The sequence below is a fragment of the Streptomyces sp. NPDC044061 genome, from assembly GCF_056434305.1.
In genome coordinates, this window is sequence record NZ_JBWKFL010000003.1 from 171,152 (window position 1) to 191,034 (window position 19,883).

At 73.3% G+C, this 19,883-nt stretch carries 15 protein-coding genes and 2 pseudogenes; 5 read left to right on the forward strand and 12 right to left on the reverse strand.

All coding sequences use genetic code 11. From position 1 onward, the window contains the following. Window positions 1–66 precede the first annotated feature (66 nt). From AC07CM_RS05580 to pdhA, 3 genes are read right to left on the reverse strand one after another with little or no spacing between them, the layout of a single operon-like run. Window positions 67–1,362: a dihydrolipoamide acetyltransferase family protein gene (locus AC07CM_RS05580; protein ID WP_478875050.1), complete on the reverse strand. Its 1,296-nt coding sequence runs from the start codon at window positions 1,360–1,362 to the stop codon at window positions 67–69. Beyond that, a complete protein-coding gene (locus tag AC07CM_RS05585) occupies window positions 1,362–2,366 on the reverse strand; it encodes an alpha-ketoacid dehydrogenase subunit beta (RefSeq protein WP_478875051.1) in 1,005 nt (334 codons plus the stop codon). Before AC07CM_RS05585 ends, AC07CM_RS05580 begins: the two co-directional genes overlap by 1 nt. After that, window positions 2,363–3,508 (reverse strand): pyruvate dehydrogenase (acetyl-transferring) E1 component subunit alpha, encoded by a 1,146-nt coding sequence (gene pdhA / locus AC07CM_RS05590; protein WP_478875052.1) that lies wholly within the window; start codon window positions 3,506–3,508, stop codon window positions 2,363–2,365. The genes AC07CM_RS05585 and pdhA overlap by 4 nt, the downstream gene beginning before the upstream one ends. A 190-nt stretch (window positions 3,509–3,698) precedes the next feature. On the opposite strand from pdhA, the gene AC07CM_RS05595 reads away from it, so the two are divergent. Beyond that, window positions 3,699–4,184, forward strand: coding sequence for an Lrp/AsnC family transcriptional regulator (locus tag AC07CM_RS05595; RefSeq protein ID WP_478875324.1), 486 nt, complete (start codon window positions 3,699–3,701; stop codon window positions 4,182–4,184). A gap of 100 nt (window positions 4,185–4,284) precedes the next feature. Here AC07CM_RS05595 and AC07CM_RS05600 read toward each other — a convergent pair whose 3' ends face one another. Further along, the gene (locus AC07CM_RS05600; protein ID WP_478875053.1) at window positions 4,285–4,872 is read right to left on the reverse strand and encodes a TetR/AcrR family transcriptional regulator; all 588 of its coding nucleotides are present in this window, start codon (window positions 4,870–4,872) and stop codon (window positions 4,285–4,287) included. Then, on the reverse strand, window positions 4,869–6,392 hold the full coding sequence (locus AC07CM_RS05605; RefSeq protein WP_478875054.1) for a 3-hydroxyacyl-CoA dehydrogenase: 1,524 nt from the start codon (window positions 6,390–6,392) through the stop codon (window positions 4,869–4,871). Before AC07CM_RS05605 ends, AC07CM_RS05600 begins: the two co-directional genes overlap by 4 nt. A gap of 159 nt (window positions 6,393–6,551) precedes the next feature. On the opposite strand from AC07CM_RS05605, the gene paaN reads away from it, so the two are divergent. After that, window positions 6,552–8,243 (forward strand): phenylacetic acid degradation protein PaaN, encoded by a 1,692-nt coding sequence (gene paaN / locus AC07CM_RS05610; RefSeq protein ID WP_478875055.1) that lies wholly within the window; start codon window positions 6,552–6,554, stop codon window positions 8,241–8,243. On the opposite strand, the gene AC07CM_RS05615 is transcribed toward paaN, so the two are convergent. From AC07CM_RS05615 to AC07CM_RS05625, 3 genes are read right to left on the reverse strand one after another with little or no spacing between them, the layout of a single operon-like run. Then, window positions 8,240–8,995 carry a TrmH family RNA methyltransferase gene (locus AC07CM_RS05615; RefSeq protein ID WP_478875056.1) on the reverse strand — a complete coding sequence of 252 codons (756 nt, stop codon included), beginning with the start codon at window positions 8,993–8,995 and terminating at the stop codon, window positions 8,240–8,242. The two genes, paaN and AC07CM_RS05615, sit on opposite strands and share 4 nt — an antisense overlap. Then, complete coding sequence (locus AC07CM_RS05620; RefSeq protein WP_478875057.1) at window positions 8,992–10,209, reverse strand: HTTM domain-containing protein; 1,218 nt, start codon at window positions 10,207–10,209, stop codon at window positions 8,992–8,994. The genes AC07CM_RS05615 and AC07CM_RS05620 overlap by 4 nt, the downstream gene beginning before the upstream one ends. After that, window positions 10,206–11,018: a DUF5819 family protein gene (locus tag AC07CM_RS05625; RefSeq protein ID WP_478875058.1), complete on the reverse strand. Its 813-nt coding sequence runs from the start codon at window positions 11,016–11,018 to the stop codon at window positions 10,206–10,208. The genes AC07CM_RS05620 and AC07CM_RS05625 overlap by 4 nt, the downstream gene beginning before the upstream one ends. A 750-nt stretch (window positions 11,019–11,768) precedes the next feature. On the opposite strand from AC07CM_RS05625, the gene AC07CM_RS05630 reads away from it, so the two are divergent. Beyond that, window positions 11,769–12,902, forward strand: coding sequence for an acyl-CoA dehydrogenase family protein (locus tag AC07CM_RS05630; protein WP_478875059.1), 1,134 nt, complete (start codon window positions 11,769–11,771; stop codon window positions 12,900–12,902). A gap of 27 nt (window positions 12,903–12,929) precedes the next feature. On the opposite strand, the gene AC07CM_RS05635 is transcribed toward AC07CM_RS05630, so the two are convergent. From AC07CM_RS05635 to AC07CM_RS05650, 4 genes are all read right to left on the reverse strand, one after another. Continuing rightward, complete coding sequence (locus tag AC07CM_RS05635; protein WP_478875325.1) at window positions 12,930–13,259, reverse strand: rhodanese-like domain-containing protein; 330 nt, start codon at window positions 13,257–13,259, stop codon at window positions 12,930–12,932. A 28-nt stretch (window positions 13,260–13,287) separates the two neighbouring features. Next, a complete protein-coding gene (locus tag AC07CM_RS05640; RefSeq protein WP_478875060.1) occupies window positions 13,288–14,121 on the reverse strand; it encodes a hypothetical protein in 834 nt (277 codons plus the stop codon). A 381-nt stretch (window positions 14,122–14,502) separates the two neighbouring features. After that, on the reverse strand, window positions 14,503–15,936 hold the full coding sequence (locus tag AC07CM_RS05645) for a DUF2252 domain-containing protein (protein WP_478875061.1): 1,434 nt from the start codon (window positions 15,934–15,936) through the stop codon (window positions 14,503–14,505). Window positions 15,937–16,164: 228 nt separating this feature from the next. Then, window positions 16,165–16,797 (reverse strand): response regulator, encoded by a 633-nt coding sequence (locus AC07CM_RS05650; RefSeq protein WP_478875062.1) that lies wholly within the window; start codon window positions 16,795–16,797, stop codon window positions 16,165–16,167. A 21-nt stretch (window positions 16,798–16,818) separates the two neighbouring features. Here AC07CM_RS05650 and AC07CM_RS05655 point away from each other — a divergent pair. Next, window positions 16,819–17,445 (forward strand): annotated as a pseudogene (locus tag AC07CM_RS05655) (ABC transporter ATP-binding protein); the annotation flags it as partial. Next, window positions 17,439–19,839: pseudogene (locus AC07CM_RS05660) on the forward strand (ABC transporter permease). The pseudogenes AC07CM_RS05655 and AC07CM_RS05660, both read left to right, overlap by 7 nt. Window positions 19,840–19,883: the final 44 nt, after the last annotated feature.

The following is a 19,883-nucleotide window of genomic DNA, read 5'->3' on the forward strand; positions in this document are numbered from 1 at the left end:
CGAGGGGCGGCGGCGGCTCCCGGGGAACGCGCGCGTGCGGCGTTCCCCGGGAGACTGCCCGCCGGGTCAGAGGGTGCGCAGCAGCACCGCCGGCTGTTCCACGCAGTCCGCCACGTACCGCAGGAAGCCACCCGCCGTGCCGCCGTCGCACACCCGGTGGTCGAAGGTGAGCGAGAGCTGGACGACCTGGCGCACGGCCAGCTCGCCCTCGTGCACCCAGGGCTTGGGGACGATTCGGCCGACGCCGAGCATGGCCGCCTCGGGGTGGTTGATGATCGGGGTGGAGCCGTCGACGCCGAAGACGCCGTAGTTGTTCAACGTGAAGGTCCCGCCGGTGAGTTCGCCGGGCGTCAGGGTCCCGGTGCGGGCGGCCTCGGTGAGCCGGGCGAACTCCGCGGTCAGCGACTCGGCGTCGCGGGCGTGGGCGTCCCGGACGACCGGCACGACCAGGCCGCGCTCGGTCTGCGCGGCGAACCCGAGGTGCACCTGGTCGAGTTGGACGACCTCGCGGGCGTCGGTGTCGACGTAGGAGTTCAGCTCGGGGTGCCGCGCGAGCGCGGCGGTGCAGATCCGGGCGAGCAGCGCGAGGAGGGAGATCTTCGGTGCTCCGGCGGCGTTCATCGCGGCCCGCGCGCGCATGAGTTCCGTCGCGTCGGCGTCGACCCAGCAGGTCGCGTCGGGGATCTCGCGGCGGCTGCGGGAGAGCTTGTCTGCGACGGCGCCCCGGACGCCCTTGAGCGGGGTACGGATGCCGTTGCGGACCGCGGAGGTACGGACGGCCGGTGCCTCCGCCACCGGGGCGGGAGCGGCATTGGCCCGCAGAGCGCCCTCGACGTCGGCCCGCAGGATCAGCCCCTCGGGACCCGAACCGGTCAGCTGCCGCAGGTCCAGGCCGTTGTCACGGGCGAGCCTGCGCACCAGCGGGGAGATCACCGGCACCGGGCCCTCGGCGGGCTCGGGGGCCGGGGCGGGCGGTGCCGGAGAGGGCTCCCTGACCTGCCCGTTGGCAGCCGTCGAGCGCACCCTGCGGCGCCGCGCAGGCGCCTGAGAGGTGCCGTATCCGACGAGGACGTTGCCCGATCCCTCGCTGCCGCCTCCGGGGGCCGGGGAGGCCTGGGGGCCCACCGCCACCGTCAGCAGCGGGGCGCCGACGGGCAGTTCCGTGCCCTCCTCGCCGAAGCGGGCGGTGACCACCCCTCCGTAGGGGCAGGGGACCTCGACCATCGCCTTGGCCGTCTCGACCTCCACGACCGGCTGGTCGACGGCGACGACGTCACCGACCTGCACCAGCCAGCGGACGATCTCCGCCTCGGTGAGGCCTTCGCCGAGGTCGGGGAGCTTGAACTCCAGCACCTGTGCCATCAGCCCTCGGCCTCCCACTGCAGGCGCGCCACGGCGTCCAGGATGCGGTCGACGCCGGGCAGGTGGTGCCGCTCCAGCATCGGCGGCGGGTAGGGCAGGTCGAAGCCGGCCACGCGCAGCACCGGCGCCTCCAGGTGGTGGAAGCAGCGCTCGCCGATCCGGGCCGCGATCTCGCCGCCGGGTCCGCCGAACCCGGTCGACTCGTGCACCACGACCGCGCGTCCGGTGCGCCGGACGGAGGCGCAGACCGTCTCGTCGTCGAACGGCACCAGGGAGCGCAGGTCGACGACTTCCAGGTCCCAGCCCTCCGCCTGTGCGGCCTCGGCGGCCTCCAGGCAGACGGGGACGGACGGGCCGTAGGTGATGAGCGTGGCGCTGCGGCCGGTGCGCCGGACGACCGCCCGGCCGATCGGCTCGACGTCCGTCGGCTGCTCGGGGTTCCAGGTGTCCTTCGACCAGTACAGCCGCTTGGGCTCCAGGAAGACCACGGGGTCGTCGGAGGCGATGGCCTGGCGCAGCAGCCCGTAGGCGTCGGCGACGGTCGCGGGGGTGACGACGTGGAGGCCCGGGGTGGCCATGTAGTAGGCCTCGGAGGAGTCGCTGTGGTGCTCCACGCCACCGATGCCGCCGCCGTAGGGGACACGCACGGTGATCGGCAGGGGCATCCTGCCGCGGGTGCGGTTGCGCATCCGGGAGACGTGGCTGATCAGCTGCTCGAACGCCGGGTAGGCGAAGGCGTCGAACTGCATCTCGACGACCGGGCGCAGGCCGTACATGGCCATGCCGACGGCGGTGCCGAGGATGCCGGCCTCCGCGAGCGGGGTGTCGGTGCAGCGGTCCTCGCCGAACTCCTTGGCGAGCCCGTCGGTGACCCGGAAGACACCGCCGAGGGTGCCGACGTCCTCGCCCATGACGTGCACGGAGGGGTCGGCGGCCATCGCGTCGCGCATGGCGCGCGTGAGGGCCTGCGCCATGGTGGCCGGCTTGACGGCGACCGTCGTCATCGCAGGCCGCCTTCCTGGTCGTCCTGCTCCGCCTCGAGCTCGGCGCGCAGCAGGGCGCGCTGCTCGCGCAGCTGCGAGGTGGTCTCGGCGTAGACGTGGTCGAAGAGGTCCATGGGGTTCAGTTCGGGGTCCCGGTTCATGCGTTCTCGCAGGTCCGCGGCCATGTCCTCGGCGTCCTGCCGGGCGGCTTCGAGGCCGGCCCGGTCGAGCAGGCCGCGCGCGGTCAGCTCCTGCTCCAGCAGCTGGATCGGGTCGTGGGCGCGCCACGCCTCGACCTCGGCGTCGCCGCGGTAGCGGGTGGCGTCGTCGGCGTTGGTGTGGGCCTCGATGCGGTACGTCACCGCCTCCACCAGGGTCGGCCCGCCGCCGGCGCGCGCGTGCCGTACGGCGTCGCTGAGGACCTCGTGCACGGCGGCCGCGTCGTTGCCGTCGACCAGCCGGCCCGGCATGCCGTAGCCGACGGCCTTGTGGGCCAGGGAGGGCGCGGCGGTCTGCTTGGCGAGCGGGACGGAGATGGCGAAGCCGTTGTTCTGCACCAGGAAGACGACCGGGGCCTGCCAGACGGCGGCGAAGTTCAGGGCCTCGTGGAAGTCGCCCTCGCTGGTGCCGCCGTCGCCGACCATGGCGAGCGCGACCACGTCGTCGCCCTTGAGGCGGGCGGCGTGGGCGAGGCCGACGGCGTGCGGGAGCTGGGTGGCCAGCGGGGTGCTGAGGGGTGCCACGCGATGGGCGTGCGGGTCGTAGCCGCTGTGCCAGTCGCCGCGCAGCAGGGTGAGGGCCTCGACGGGGTCGACGCCCCGGGCGACCACGGCGAGGGTGTCGCGGTAGCTGGGGAACAGCCAGTCGCGCTCCTCGAGGGCCAGGGCGGCGGCGACCTCGCAGGCCTCCTGGCCGGTGCTGGACGGGTAGACAGCGAGGCGGCCCTGCTTGGTCAGCGCGGTGGCCTGCGTGTTGTAGCGGCGGCCGCGCACCAGCTGGGCGTACAGCCGGCGCAGCAGGTCCGGGTCGGCCTTCGCGGCCGCCTCGGTGCCGAGGACGCGGTACGGCTCGGCGTCGGGCAGCAGCGGCGCGGGGTCCATACGGGGCTGCCAGGCGGGCGGCGGCGATGGCCGGTACGCGCCTCGCTGCTCCATGACCGTCATGACGGCACCTCCTCGTGGGAGCGGCTACGGGAGGCGCGTCGGCTGTGAAGCGCCTCACCTACCGATTGTTCGGTCGTCGGCACATTTTGGCTACAGGCCCCGTCAGGCTGTGGACAAACGGTTCTCCACAACCTGGAATGAATGCAGGACGTCCACGGCGATGAAGCGGGGGGACATGGCAGCTGAACAAATGGTCGACGGACCGCAGGACGGGGCCCTCTTGCCGCCACCGCGTCCGCTGGACGCCATCGACCAGGACATCCTGAAGATTCTCCAGGCGGACGGCCGCGCCTCGATACGGTCGGTGGCCGAGCGTGTCCACGTCTCCCGGGCCAACGCCTACGCGCGCATCAACCGGCTGGTCGAGGACGGGGTGATCCGGGGGTTCAGCGCCCGTGTCGACCACGAGCGGGCGGGGCACAGCACCTCGGCGTACATCACGCTGAAGATCGTCCAGAACACCTGGCGCACGGTCCGCGAGCAGCTCAGGCAGCTGCCGGGCGCCTCCCACATCGCCCTGGTGGGCGGTGACTTCGACGTGCTGCTGCTGGTGCACACGCCCGACAACAGGGCGCTGCGCGAGCTGGTGCTCACCCGGCTCCAGGCCATCCCAGAGGTGCTCAGCACCCGCACGCTGCTGGTGTTCGAGGAGGAGGACCTGGAGCCGGAGGCCTGAACCGGAGCACTGAGCCGGAGCCGAAAGCCGGAGCCCGGAGCCGGAGCCCAGAGCCGGAGCGCTGAGCCCGGGCACCGAGCCGGCCGGGGTGGCCCGGCCCTCAGCTCTGGCGCAGGCCCGAGAAGACCAGCCGGACCACCGCGTCGGCCACCTCGCGGCCGCTGGCACCGCGCGTGTCCGGCCGGTACCACTCCACGACGGAGTTGATCATCCCGAAGACCAGCCGGGTGGCCAGGCGCACCTCGACGTCGCCCCTTATGTCCCCGTCGGCGGCCGCGGCCTTCAGCAGCTCGGCGACCTGGTGGTCGAAGTCGCGGCGCCGCTCCAGCGCCCAGCGCTCGGTCTCGGTGTTGCCGCGCACCCTCAGCAGCAGCGTCACGTAGGGCAGCTCGGATATGAGCACCTCGACCATGCGCCGCACGACGTGCTCCAGCCGGTCCGCGGCGCGCCCCTCGCGCGCGTGCTCCTCCTCGAGGATCCCGAACAGCCCGTCCAGCGCCCGGCTGACGGCCCGGCGCAGCAGCTCCTCCTTGCCGCTGACGTGGTGGTAGATCGAGGACTTGGAGATGCCGGCCGCCCTGGACAGGTGCTCCATGGAGGTTCCGTCGTAGCCCCGCTCGTTGAAGACCTTGACGGCGACGGAGAGCAGCGTCTCTGGGGTGTACGTGTCGCGCTTGGCGGTGGTCATGCGGTGCCCTCCCGCTTCTCGGTGGCGTACGCGTGACGGTAGAGCGCGAGGGACGGCGCGTACCGGCCGGAGGGATCGCGCAGGTGCAGGTCGTCCAGCAGGGCGTAGGCCCAGCCCCGGCCGAGCCTGCGGCTCCACTCGAAGGGGCCGAGCGGATAGTTGACGCCCAGACGCATCGCGGTGTCGATGTCCTCCTCGGTGGCCACGCCCTTGGCGACGGCGTCGTGCGCGAGGTCGACGATCCTGGCGACCGTGCGGGCGACGATCATGCCGGGCACGTCGCCGATGACGCTGACGTCCTTGCCGAGCGCCTGGAAGAGGCCGGTGGCCTCGGCGAGGGTCCGCGGGGAGGTGTCCTGGGAGGCGGACAGGGCGATGCGGGTGGCCTTGCGGTAGTCGAGGGCGAGGTCGAAGTAGACGACGTCGCGGAACTCCACGGAGGTCTGGCCGTCGGCGAGGACCAGCTGGCCACCGCTGGGCAGCACCAGCCGGGTGCCGTTGTCCTCGTCCTCCTCGCGGACCTGGATGCCGGCCTCGCGGATCAGCGTGAGCAGCTCGGCGGCGGGGCCGAGGCCGCCCTCGGCGGTGACGTGGGCGGGCGGCCGCTCCTTCTCCGCCGTGTGCGGCTCGGGGCGCTCGGCGGCACCGGCGTCATCGGCATAGTCGTACCAGCCGTGCCCGCTCTTGCGGCCGAGCCGCCCGGACTCGACCAGCCGGCGCTGGGCGAGCGAGGGTGTGAAGCGGACGTCCTGGAAGAAGGACTGCCACACCGAGTGGGTGACGGACTCGTTGACGTCCTGCCCGATGAGGTCGGTCAGCTCGAAGGCGCCCATCCGGAAGCCGCCGGACTCTCGCAGGACCGCGTCGATGGTGGCCGGGTCGGCGGCCTGCGCCTCGTAGACGGCGAAGGCCTCGGCGTAGAAGGGCCGGGCGATGCGGTTGACGATGAAGCCGGGGGTGTCCGCGCAGGCCACGGGGGTCTTGCCCCAGGCCCGTGCGGTCTCGTACGCGCGCGTGGCCGACGTGACGTCGGTGGCGAACCCGGAGACGACCTCGACCAGCGGCAGCACCGGGGCCGGGTTGAAGAAGTGCAGGCCCACGAAGCGGCCGGGGTTGCCGAGGGCGCCACCGATGGCCGTCACCGACAGCGACGAGGTGTTGGTGGCGAGCAGGCAGTCGTCGGCGACGATCCCCTCCAGCTCGCGGAAGAGCTGCTGCTTGACGTCCAGCCGCTCCAGGGCGGCCTCGACGACCAGCGCACAGTCGGCCAGCTCGGCGAGGCCGGCCGCGGGCGCGAGCCGGGCCCGGGCCGCGTCCCGTTCGGCGGCGGTGAGCCGGTCCTTCGCCACGAGCCGGTCGAGGCGCGCGCCGATCGCTTCGGCCGCCTCCTGGGCCCGCCCGGGAACGGCGTCGTAGAGCCGCACGGGGTGGCCGGCGACCAGCGCGACCTGGGCGATGCCCTGGCCCATGGTGCCGGTGCCGACGACGGCCACGGGGCTGCTGAGGGCGAGTGCTGTCATGTGCGCGATCCTCCCGCACGGCGTTTTCCACAGATGCGGCGGACCCCCTTGTCCCGACCGATCGTTCGGTTACTCTAGCCCTGACCGTCCCATCCCGCTGCTCTTTCTGCCAGGTCGTGAACTCGACCACGAGTTCACCAGACGAGGAGTTGGTCCCGCATGGCCGCCGAACTGACCGCGCACGAGCTGATCGCGAAGCACCGGCCCACTCTCGACCAGGCGCTGGAAGCGATCCGCACGCGCGCGTACTGGTCCCCCCACCCCGAGCACCCCAAGGCCTACGGCGAGCACGGCAGTCTGGACACGGCCGCGGGCAAGGCCGCCTTCGACGCCCTGCTCGGCACCCGCCTCGACCTCGACCAGCCCGGCACCGACGACTGGGTCGGCGGCGAGGTCTCGCCGTACGGCATCGAACTGGGCGTGAGCTACCCGCACGCGGACGTCGACGCACTGCTGCCCGCCATGAAGGCGGGACAGCGCGCCTGGCGGGACGCGGGCGCCGAGACCCGCGCGGTGGTCTGTCTGGAGATCCTGAAGCGGATCAGCGACCGCACGCACGAGTTCGCGCAGGCGGTCATGCACACCAGCGGGCAGGCCTACATGATGGCGTTCCAGGCAGGCGGCCCGCACGCCCAGGACCGCGGCCTGGAAGCCGTGGCCTACGCGTACGTCGAGCAGGTCCGCACACCGGACACGGCGGAGTGGACCAAGCCGCAGGGCAAGCGCGACCCGCTGGCGCTGACCAAGGCGTTCACACCGGTCCCGCGCGGCATCGGCCTGGTCATCGGCTGCAACACCTTCCCGACCTGGAACGGCTACCCCGGCCTGTTCGCCTCCCTGGCCACCGGCAACGCGGTCCTGGTCAAGCCCCACCCGCGCGCGGTGCTGCCGCTCGCCCTGACAGTTCAGGTCGCCCGCCAGGTACTCAGCGAGGCCGGCTTCGACCCGAACCTGGTCGCGCTGGCCACCGAGCGCCCCGGCGAGGGCATCGCCAAGACGCTCGCCACCCGCCCCGAGATCAGGATCATCGACTACACCGGCTCCACGTCCTTCGGCGACTGGCTGGAGGCCAACGCCCGCCAGGCGCAGGTCTACACCGAGAAGGCCGGCGTCAACACGGTCGTCGTGGAGTCGACGGACGACTACAAGGGGATGCTGTCCAACCTGGCCTTCTCCCTGTCGCTGTACAGCGGCCAGATGTGCACGACCCCACAGAACCTGCTGATCCCGCGCGACGGCATCCGCACCGAGGAGGGCCCCCGGACCTTCGACGAGGTCACCGCCGACCTCGCCCGCGCGGTCGACGGCCTGCTCGGCGACGACGCCCGCGCGAACGCCCTGCTGGGCGCGATCGTCAACCCCGACGTCAAGGCGCGCCTGGAGGCGGCGGCCGGCCTGGGTGAGGTCGCCCTCGCCTCCCGGGAGATCAGCAACCCCGAGTTCCCGCGCGCCGTCGTCCGCACCCCCGTGATCGTCAAACTGGACGGCGCCAAGCCGGACGACGAGGCCGCCTACATGAGCGAGTGCTTCGGCCCCGTCTCCTTCGCCGTCGCGGTCGACTCGCTGAGCGACGCGGTCGAACTGCTGCGCCGCACGGTCCGCGAGAAGGGCGCCATGACGGTCGGCGCCTACACCACCGACGCGGACGTCGAGCGGGCCGTCGAGGAGGTCTGCCTGGAGGAGGCCGCCCAGCTGTCCCTCAACCTGACCGGCGGAGTGTACGTGAACCAGACCGCAGCCTTCTCCGACTTCCACGGCTCGGGCGGCAACCCGGCGGCGAACGCCGCCCTCACCGACGGCGCGTTCGTGGCGAGCCGGTTCCGGGTGGTGGAGGTCCGCCGACAGGCCTAGGAGAGCGCGGGTGCGCCCCCGGTGACACTCCAGTGGTACAGCGTCATGGCCACACTCGTGGCCAGGTTGTAGCTGGAGACCTGGGGGCGCATCGGCAGCCGCAGCAGACGGTCGGCACGCGCGCGCACCTGCGGCGACAGCCCGCTGCGCTCCGAGCCGAACGCCAGCACGGCGTCGTCCGGCAGTTCCGTGCCCCGGATGTCGTCGCCCTCCGGGTCGAGGGCGAACAGCGGCCCGGGAGGCAGCTCCCCGACGTCGAGCCGCTCCACGGCGGTGGCGAAGTGCAGCCCCGCTCCGCCGCGCACCACCGTGGGGTGCCAGGGATCGAGCGTGCCCGTGGTGACCACCCCGGTCGCCCCGAAACCGGCGGCCAGCCGGATCACCGCACCGGCGTTGCCGAGGTTGCGCGGGTTGTCGAGGACCACGACCGGCGCGGTGCGGGGCGTGCGGGCGAGCGCCCGCAGACTCACCTCGCGAGAGGGCCGTACGGCCAGGGCCGCCACACCCGTCGGATGGGGGCGCGGCACGAGCGAGGCGTACGTCTCCTGGGGCACCTCGCTCAGCAGCGCGTCCAGCGCGTCCCGGACGTCGCCGGCCAGCTCCTCGGCGAGGGCCAGCGCCGCCCGCCGGTCGGTGGTGACCGCCACCGGCACCTCCGCGCCGAAGCGCAGCGCGTGCTTGAGGGCGTGGAAGCCGTCGAGCAGCACGGCGGCACCGGCGCGCTCGCGCCAGCGGGACGCGGGATCGGTCATGCCGTGAACCCTACGCGGCCCTGCGCGCTCTCCTCCGGCGTGCGCGGCGGCGGCAGCGTGCGGTCGCCGTCGCCGCGCCGTATCAGCCGACCACGCGCGCGTGCCGCGAGACCGCCGAGCAGCAGCAGGAACGACGTCGGCAGGAACACCGCGTCGGCGGTGATCATCGCCAGCGAGAAGAACGGCAGGCCAAGGACGACCGCGATCACGGCGTGCTCGGTCATCATCAGCACCAGCAGGACGTTCTTGACCCGCCGGTTGAACAGGGTGAACGGGAAGGCGACCTGCACCATGACCGTCCCATAGGTCACGATCATCATGATCGTGCCGCTGGAGGACATCAGGTCGGCCAGGGCGGGCCAGGGGGAGAAGTAGTCCAGGTGGAGCGGGTAGTAGACGGCGGTGCCGTCCTGCCAGCGCGAGCCCTGGATCTTGTACCAGCCTGCCGTGGCGTAGATCAGACACGCCTCCGCCATGATCACGAACAGGGCGCCGTTGTGCAGGACGTTGGCGATCACGTCCAGCAGGATCCGCGGCTCGCGCGCCCGCTCCCGGCGCTGCACCGCACCCCACAGGCCGAGCGCCACCCATGCCGTCCACAGCAGCGCGGGCACCAGCCACCCGTTGTCGAACCGGCCCGCCAGCGTCACGGCACCGAGCGCGAGCCCGAGCACCGCCCACAGCACCGGCCCCACCCGGTCACCACGCACCCGCTCCCCCCGCGCGCGTGCCGCCTCCTGACGGGCGGCCCGCCGCGCGTCCAGCGACCACACCTGACCGCAGCGCGTGAACACCAGGTAGAGGGACATCAGGTGCAGGACGTTGTCGCCACCGTCGCCCACGAAGACGCTGCGGTTCTGCAGCGACAGCACACCCACCATGAACAGCACGGACGCGGTCCGGGTGCGCCAGCCGAGCAGCAGCGCGGCGCTGGAGAGGATCGCCAGCAGGTAGAAGACCTCGAACCAGGCCTGCCCGTCGGACCACATCAGGGCCGTGAAGGCGTGGTTGTCGGAGGTCAGCTGCTGGGCCAGGTCCCAGCTCCAGGGGCCGTCGGGACCGTACAGCTCCTGGCGGTGGGGGAACTCGCGCAGCAGGAACAGCAGCCAGGTCGCGGCGAAACCGATGCGGATCACGGCGCTCTGGTACCGGCCGAGCGGCGACTCGGTGACACGGGCGATGCCCCGCGACAGTGTCAGGGACAGACTGTTCACCGCACACCTCCGGCGGCCTCGTCGGCGCTCACCGTCCACCAGGGCAGCAGACGGTAGACGGGCTTGTCGGAGAACCGCTCCCGGCTCCACTCGGGCGGCTGCACATTGGTGGTGCTGGAACGGACCTGCACGCGCTGGATGACACCCTCCCGGCTGATCGCGTCGTCCCGGAGCAGGCGCATCACGACGATCCGGCGCACGTACTGCTCGGACAGCGCGCCGCGCATGCCGACGGGCCGGTTGTCGGTGCCGTGCGTGGCGACGAAGAAGTCCCAGCCGCGACGCAGCTCGTTCTGCTGGGTGTGGCTGGGCACCAGGTTGCCGTCGATGGCCGCGCCGTCCTGAGCGGACAGGTCGTTCCAGCCGGTGGTGCGCAGGCTGCCGTCCTTCATCCGCACGACGGCGCGCGCCTGGACGGCGATGTTCTGCTGCAGCGGGTTCGGGGCGAACAGCTTCCAGTTCTGCTCGAACTCCGGGTACACCCACTCCTCTATCGCCTTGCCGTGCTGCTTGGTCACTGTGTTCGCCGGCGCGACGCTCAGGAACACCATCGCCAGATGCACACAGGCCGCGACGGCCACCACCGCGAGCGCCACCGCCGCCCCGACCTGGTAGCGGGGGGAGAGGGCGGCCACGCCGGTGCGGGGCGCGGACGGCAGGGGCGGGGGCCCCGGCGACGGCGAGCCGTCGGGGTCACCGGCGGCCTCACGGGCAGGGCTTTCCTGGTGCCCGAAGTGCTCCGGGCGACGCGCCCCGGCCGACCCGTCCGGCCCGTCAGGGGCCCTCGAGTCCTCGTCGTACGCGTCCATTCCGCCCCGTCCCCCGCTTCCACTCGGTCTCGTCCCGGGCACCGCCACAGGGGCCGCACCCTTCCCGAGCGCCACTCCTCGGCACTCGCACGGAACGGTACTCAGCCCCGGCCGCCCGGCGCAGCCCCGGGTACGGCCCGATGCAGTGGCCCTCACCACGCCGCACCGCCCCTCCCACCGTTTTCCACAGGCGCCCTGCGCGGTTTTCCACAGCGGTAGACACCCGGCAGCGACCCGGGACACCATTGATGAAACGCGGACCGAACGATCGGTTGGGACTCGGTCGCAGATAAGCCCGAGGTCAGGGGGGACCGCATGGCCACGGCGGCCGCGCAGCGCACGGCCGGCCCGGAGGCGGATGACACGCCGGGCACCGCTGACGATACGGCGGAGTGCCAACGCGCCTTCGACGCGGCCGTCCGCTGACGGAGAAGGCGGGATGGGCTTCGACCACTGAGAGGCGGCTTGGCGGGGAGGGGCTGAGGGGAGGGGGGAGGGGGCGGGGGCCCCAGAAGCAGCGAAACGACCTCGAAGACGCCCCCCACCCCACCCCCGACGCCTCGCTTCCACCATCCCCTTCCCGTCCTTCACCATCCCCTCCCCGCCCTCCCCGCCCTCCCCGTCCTCCACCCTCCGCCCTCCCCTCTGCGTTCTCCACCCCCACCCCCGTTCCCTTCTTCTAGAACCTGTTCTATCTTGACGGCCCGTCAGGCAAACCGTCGGATGACCGGACCGCCAGGAGGACAGGCCGTGGACTTCACCTTCAGTGAGGAGCAGTTGGCGGCGGCCGAGGCGGCGCGGGGGGTGTTCGCCGGGATGGTGCCGGACGCGGTGCCCAGTCCGGCTCTCACCACCGGCGCCGTGGCCGAGGGCTTCGACCGGGAGCTGTGGTCCCGGCTGGCCGGCGCGGACCTGATCGGCCTGCTGCTCGGCGAGCGGTACGGCGGGGCGGGTCTCGACGCCATCGCACTGTGTCTGGTGTTGCGCGAGTCCGCGAAGGTGCTGGCGCGGGTGCCGCTACTGGAGCACAGCGCGGCCGCGGCGGCCGTACAGGCCTACGGGGGCGAGGAGTTGGCGGAGCGGGTGCTGACCCGGGCAGGGCGCGGCGAGCTGGTGCTGACGGTCGCAGCGCACGGCCGCACCGGGCACGACCCGGCCGAACTCGCCGTCACCGCACGGCGGGACGGGCAGGCATGGGTGCTGGACGGGGTACAGACCGCGGTGCCGTGGGCGTACGACGCGAACCTCGTCGTCGTACCGGCGCACACCGATGCCGACGGGACCGTGCTCGCGCTGGTGCCGCGTGAGCAGGACGGGCTGGTGCTCGCCGAGCAGATCTCGACCAGTGGGGAGCGGCTGGCCGAGCTGCGCCTGCAGTCCGCGCGGGTCCGGGCCGCCGATGTCGTCGAGGCCGAGGGGGCCTGGGAGTGGCTGCACGCGATGCTGGCCACGGGCACCTGCGCGCTGGCGCTCGGCCTGGGCGAACGTGTGCTGAGGATGACCGGTGAGTACACCGGCAAGCGCGAGCAGTTCGGGTATCCGATCGCGACGTTCCAGGCGGTGGCCGTCCAGGCCGCCGACCGGTACATCGACCTGCGCGCCATGGAGGCCACGCTCTGGCAGGCGGCCTGGCGGATCGCCTCGGGCGCTCCGGGGGCGCTGCCCGCCGCCGGAGATGTCGCGGTGGCGAAGATCTGGGCGGCGGAGGGCGTGCGGCGCGTGGTGCAGACGGCGCAGCACCTGCACGGCGGGTTCGGTGCGGACACCGACTATCCGCTGCACCGGTACCACGCCTGGGCCAAGCACCTGGAGCTGGCGCTCGGCCCGGCGGCGGCGTACGAGGAGACGCTCGGGGACCTGCTGGCGGCACATCCGCTCAGCTGACCCGGCGCCCTGGGGGCCGGGCCTGTCCTAGACGACCGCGCCCGGTGCCCCGCTGTCGGTGATGACCGGTCGGCCCGTGGCCTGCCAGATCTGCATGCCGCCGTCGACGTTCACGGCGTCGATGCCCTGCTGGATCAGGTACATGGCGACCTGGGCCGAGCGGCCGCCGGAGCGGCAGATGACATTCACTCGGCCGTCCTGGGGGGCGGCCTCGGTCAGCTCGCCGTACCGGGCCACGAACTCGCTCATGGGGATGTGCAGTGCCCCTTGGGCGTGGCCCGCCTCCCACTCCTCGTCCTCGCGGACGTCCAGCAGGAAGTCGCCGTCCTTGAGGTCGGTGACCTCGACCGTGGGCACACCAGCTCCGAAACTCATGCCCCCGACGCTACCCGACGGACGGCGGGGTTCCTTCCTGCCCCATCAGGGCCGCCAGCTCGGCCTCCCGCTGTTCGATGTCGGTGCGCAGCCGGCCGGCGATCTCGTCGAGCAGGCCGTCGGGGTCGTCCGGGGCGAGGCGCAGCATGCCGGCGATGGCGCCGTCCTCGAGCTCGCGGGCGACGAGCGTGAGCAGTTCCTTGCGCTGGGTGAGCCATTCCAGGCGGGCGTACAGTTCCTCGGCCGGGCTGGGGCGGCGCTCGGGCGGTACCGGGCCGGCCGCCCACTCCTCGGCCAGCTCCGCGAGGAGCTTTTCGTCGCCACGGGCGTAGGCGGCGTTGACGCGGGTGATGAACTCCTCGCGCCGCTGCCGTTCCGCTTCCTCCTGGGCGAGGTCGGGGTGGGCCTTGCGGGCCAGCTCGCGGTAGAGCCGGCGGGCCTCCTCGCTGGGCCGCACCCGCTCGGGCGGCCGTACCGCCTGCTCGGTGAGCATGGCGGCGGCCTCCGGGAACAGGCCGTGGCCGTCCATCCAGCCGTGCAGGAGTTCCTCGACGCCGGGGATGGGCAGCACGCGGGCGCGGGCCTCCTCGGCCCGGAGGATGTCCTCCGGGTCGCCGGTGCGGGCGGCCTTCGCCTCGGCGATCTGCGCGTCCAGCTCCTCGATGCGCATGTAGAGCGGGCCGAGTTTCTGCTCGTGCAGGCGGGAGAAGTTCTCGACCTCGACGCGGAAGGTCTCCACGGCGATCTCGTACTCGATCAACGCCTGCTCGGCGGCCCGTACGGCCTGTTCCAGCCGCTCCTCGGGCCGCGGTGCCTTGGACTGCTCAGCTTCCGGGGTCGTCACCCGACCAGCGTAGGCCACGGCCGAAACCCGTTGGCGGGGATCACCCGGCTCGGTCGGCCGGTTCCGCTTCCGGGCAGCCGACCGGTGGCCACGCGGGCTGGGGCCCGGTATGCGGGCCCCAGGTTCCCGAGCCTCGCGGGCCGGCCGTCGAGCTTCCGGCCGCTGGACTCCCAGACCTCCCGGGCCGGCCGCCGAGCTCCCAGCCGCCGGACTCCCAGACCTCCCTGTCCCGCCGCCAGGCTTCCAGCCGTCAGACTCCCAGACCTCCCGGGCCGGCCGCCGAGCTCCCAGCCGCCGGACTCCCGGGCAGCGAGATCCCAGCCGTGACACGTCCGGTCGTCGTACCCCCGCCTTCGCACCGTCCCCGCCGTACTCCCTTCCTCACACACCCGTCTCGGCCGCGATCCGCCCAGACCGCACCGCCGCCACCAGCTCTGCGTGGTCCGCCTCGGTGCGGTCGGCGTAGGCGACGGCGAAGTAGGCCATCGCCTCGTCCACTTCCTCGTTCTTGCCGCAGTAGCCGGCGATCAGTCGTGGGTCCGCGCTGTGGGCGTGGGCGCGGGCCAGCAGGGCGCCGGTCATACGGCCGTAGTCGTCGATCTGGTCGGCGGCGAGCGCGGCGGGGTCGACGCTGCCCTTGCGGTTGCGGAACTGGCGGACCTGGAAGGGCCGGCCGTCGACCGTGGTCCAGCCCAGGAGGATGTCGCTGACCACCTGCATCCGCTTCTGGCCGAGGACGACCCTGCGCCCTTCGTGCTCCACCGGCGGTGCGTCGAAGCCGGCCGTGGCCAGGTGCGCGACGAGCGCCGACGGCCGGGCCTCCTTCACCTGGAGCACCAGCGGCTGCCCGCGGTGGTCGAGGAGCAGCACCACGTAGGACCGCGTGCCGACGCTGCCGGTGCCGACCACGCGGAAGGCCACGTCGTGGACCGCGTGCCGTGCCAGCAGCGGCAGCCGGTCCTCGGAGAGGGTGGCCACGTAGGGCTCCAGGGACGCGGCGACCGCGGCCGCCTCGGCGTCCGGGATCCGGCGGAGCACGGGCGGTGCGTCGACGAAGCGCCGTCCGCCGTGGGCGGCTTCTTCGGTGGACTTCGCCGCGAAGCGGCCGCTGGTGTTGGCCCGTGCCTTCTCGGAGACCCGTTCCAGCGTGCCGAGCAGGTCGTGGGCGTCGGTGTGGGAGACCAGTTCCTCGTCCGCGATGGCGTTCCAGGCGTCCAGCACCGGCAGCTTGGCCAGCAGCCGCATGGTGCGCCGGTAGGCGCCCACGGCGTCCTGGGCGGCCTTCCGGCAGGTGTCCTCGTCGGCGCCGGCCTCCCGTCCGGCCAGTACCAGCGAGGCGGCCAGCCGCTTCAGGTCCCACTCCCAGGGGCCGTGCACGGTCTCGTCGAAGTCGTTGAGGTCGATGACCAGGCCGCCGCGTGCGTCGCCGTACAGGCCGAAGTTGGCCGCGTGTGCGTCGCCGCAGATCTGGGCGCCGATCCTGGTGGTGGGAGTGCGTGCCAGGTCGTAGGCCATGAGTCCGGCCGAGCCGCGCAGGAAGGCGAAGGGGGTGGCCGCCATCCGGCCCACCCGTATGGGCGTCAGCTCCGGGATGCGGCCGGCGTTGGACTCCTCCACCGCGGCGACGGCGTCGGGGCGGGAGCCGTCCAGGTCGAGGGTTCGGTGGGCGCCGCGCGGCACGCTCGCCCTGAGTGCCTTGCCCTCCTCCTTGGGTGAGCCCTGCTGCGGCCACTCGGCGAAGCCACGTATCCGGGGCAGCCGGCGCGCCACCGCCCGTTCGGTCGTTTCCGCCACTTCCACACCGGCTTCGGTCATCGCGACCGCCTCCCCCGAACACATGTGCTTGAACGAACGTCGAGCCGAACATCAACTCGTGCAGACCGTACAGCCGGTGGTCGAAACGCGTCAGACCCTGTGGACAACCGGGCGCCTGTGGAAAACCTTGGCGCCCCCGGCGTCCACCGCACCCACCACACCCACACCCACGCGCACCACACCCACACCTACGCCCACGCCTACGCCCACGGCACCCAAGGTGCCCCCTCAAGCCCGCAAGAACGCGAGCACGGCCAACACCCGCCGGTGCGTCTCCTCCGCCGGCGGCAGGTCGAGTTTGGTGAGGATGTTCCCGATGTGCTTGCCGACGGCAGCCTCGGAGACGACCAGGTGGCGGGCGATCGCCGCGTTCGACCGGCCCTCGGCGACGAGCCCCAGTACCTCCCGCTCGCGCGGGGTGAGGCGTTCCAGCGGGTCGCGGCGGCGGCGCAACAGTTGGCGTACGACTTCGGGGTCGACGACCGTGCCGCCGGAGGCGACCTCGTCCAGGGCGGTCACGAACTCCTCGACCTGGCCGACCCGGTCCTTGAGCAGATAGCCGACGCCGGTGCCGACGCCGGAGTCCAGCAGGTCGGAGGCGTAGGCGCGCTGCACGTACTGGCTGAGGACCAGGACGGGCAGGGTGGGCCGGCGGGTGCGCAGGAGGACGGCGGCGTGCAGGCCCTCGTCCTGGAAGCCGGGGGGCATGCGGACGTCCGTGACGACGATGTCCGGTCGGTGTTCCTCGACGGCGGCGAGCAGTGCGTCGGCGTCACCGACGGCGGCGACGACCTCGTGTCCGAACCGGCCGAGCAGCCCGATCAGGCCCTCGCGCAGCAGCACGCTGTCCTCGGCGAGCACTACACGGAGGGTTCGGCCGTCACCGCGGTCATGGGCCCTTCCGGATCGGGCAAGTCGACGCTGCTGCAGTGCGCGGCGGGCCTGGACCGGCCCACCTCCGGGTCGGTGCGCGTCGGGGGCGCCGAGCTGACGGGGCTGAGCGAGCGGCGGCTGACCCTGCTGCGGCGCGAGCGCGTCGGGTTCGTCTTCCAGGCGTTCAACCTCGTGCCGTATCTGACCGCGGAGCAGAACGTTGCACTCCCCCTGTGTCTGGCCGGCCGTCGTCCGTCCCACGCGCGCGTGCGTGACGTGCTGGCGCGGGTGGGCCTCGCGCACCGGGCACGGCACCGCCCGGCCGAATTCTCCGGCAGCCAGCAGCAACGGGTGGCCCTGGCCCGGGCGTTGATCACGCGCCCCGAGATGCTCTTCGGTGACGAGCCGACGGGGGCGCTGGACTCCCGTACCGGCCGTGAGATGCTGGAGCTGCTGCGCGGCATGGCCGACCGGGACGGGCAGACCGTCGTGATGGTGACGCACGATCCGGTGGCGGCCGCGTACGCGGACCGGGTGGTCTTCCTGGCGGACGGGCGGCTGGGCGGCGAACTCGGCGGTGCGGGCGCGGACGGTGTCGCCGCGCGGATGGCCCGGCTGGAGGCGGTCCCGTGCTGACCCTCGCTCTGCGCGCGTTGCGGGCCCGCCGGTCCGCCTTCGCCGGCCGCTTCGTCGCCCTGGCGCTCGGTACGGCCCTGCTCACCGTCATGGGCCTGGCCCTCGCCGCCTCCCTGGACGCGCCCGCCCGTGAGCCGGAACGGTTCGCCGCCGCGCCGGTCGTGGTCAAGGGCGCCGACACGGTGCGGGTCGCGACCCCGGCCGGCGACCGGGTGCGGCAGCTGGCCCGGCCGAAGCCCCTTCCCGCCGCCGTGGTGCGGCAGTTGAGGGCACTGGGAACGGTCGTCGAGGACCGGTCGTTCCCTGTACGGGCGGACGGAGGGCCGCGGGACCTGGTCGGCCACCCGTGGTCCACCGCGGTCTTCGCCCGCTACGCCCTCGACAGCGGCCGTGCTCCACGCCGTACGGACGAGGTCGTCGTCACGGGCGGCTGGGCCCGCGCCGGCAGCCGTGTCGGCACCGACCGCGGCACGGTGCGGGTCGTGGGCACCGTGCCCGCGCGCGGCTTCGAGCACGCCGTCTTCTACACCGACGCCCGCGCGGCCCGACTCGACCCCATCAGCGACCGGTTGGTGGTGGACGCCGACCCGGGATCCGTGACGGAGGTGGTGCGGGGCACCGGGGCCCAGGTCCTCACCGGCGACGAACGCCGTCGCGCCGAGCCCGGCCCCGACCGGGACCGTACGGCGATGACCGCGCTGAACGCCCTGTTCGGCACGGCCGGCGGGGTCGCCGTCTTCGTGTCGGTGTTCGTGGTGGCGTCCACGTTCGCCTTCGCGGTCGCCCAGCGGCGCCGGGAGTTCGGGCTGCTGCGGGCCGCCGGGGCGACGCCGGGCCAGATCCGCCGGATGGTCGTGGCCGAGGCGCTGGTGGCCGGCGCGCTCGCCTCGGCGGCGGGCTGCGCGCTCGGCGGGTACCTGGCGCCGCGCCTGGTCGCCCGGGTCGTGGCCGAGGGTCTCGCCCCGCGCTGGTTCCGCCTCGGCGCCGCCGTCTGGCCGTACCACCTGGCCTTCTGGACCGGTCTGCTGGTCGCCCTGTGCGGGGTGCTGGCGGCCTCGTGGCGGGCGGGCCGCACCGGCCCACTCCAGGCGCTGCGCGCGGCCGAGGTCGACAGCCGGGCGACCACGTGGGGCAGGCGGGTCGCCGGTACGGCGCTGCTGCTGACGGCCGCCGTCACGCTCGCGTCGGCGCTGGCCGGCGATCCGGGCGACCTGCTGCACCGCAAGTCGTACGTCAGTCGTCCGATGCTGCTCACCGGCGCGCTCGCGTTCCTGGCGCCGGCTCTGGTGCGGCCCCTGGTGCGCGCGCTGGTACGGCTGCCCGGCGTCACGAGTCTGCTGGTGCGGGAGAGCGCGGCCGGTGCCGTGCGGCGCACCGCGGCGATCGCCGCGCCCCTCCTCGTCACGGTGGCCCTCGCGGCCGCGCTGCCCGGCAGCACGGCGACGCTGGACGCGGCGAAGGCCGCCAAGGCACGCGCGCGGACGACGGCCGCGTTCGTGCTCACCCCGCCGCCCGGGTCGGCCTTCGACGCGGCGACCCTGCGGCGGCTGCGCGCGGTACCGGGTGCGCTGGTGTCGGCGAGCGCGTCGGACGAGGTGTTCGTCGTGGAGGACGGCGTGGCCCTGGTCAGGTCCGAGGCGCGGGCCGCCGATCCGGCCGCGCTGGCCGCCACCGCCCGCCTGCCGCTCACCGCCGGACGGATCACGGCGCGTCAACGAGGAGTGGCAGCGGCACACCGTGGGCCGGCACGTCACCGTCCGGCTCGGCGACGGTACCCGGCGCACCCTGCGGATCGCAGCGGTGATGGCCACCGGCACCGGTGACAACGGGGTGTATGTCACACCGCACAACGCCCCGGGCGCCCCGCTGGACCGGGTCGACGTCGCCGTCGCGAGGGGAGCGGACACGGCCGCCGTGGCCGCGGGACTGCGTGCGGCGGTGCGGGACGCGCACGTACGGGTCCGCACCGGGGAGCAGTGGACCGCGGCCGGTCACCCGGCGAACGACCGCACGACTCGGCTCGGTCTGTTCCTGGTGCTGGGCATCGCTCTGCTCTACACCGGCATCTGTGTGGCCAACACCATGGTCATGGCGAACGCGGACCGGCTGCGCGACCTTGCCGCCCTGCGGCTGACCGGCGCGACCCGGTGTCAACTGCTGCGGCTGGTGGCCCTCGAAGCGCTGACGGTCGTGGCGGCCGGCACCCTGCTGGGCCTGCTGGCCGCCGCGGTACACCTCGCGGGCCTGGCCACCGCTCTGCACCTGCTGTCGGCCCCCGTCACGGTCCGCGTGCCCTGGACCGTGACCGGCGGCACAGTGGCCGCCTGCACCCTCCTGGCCGTGACAGCCGCCACCGTGCCGGCCGCCCTCGCACTGCGCCGCCGCAGCCCTTGAGACCTTCCTCACAAAGCGGACGCACCAAAACGGCTACGGGCCCA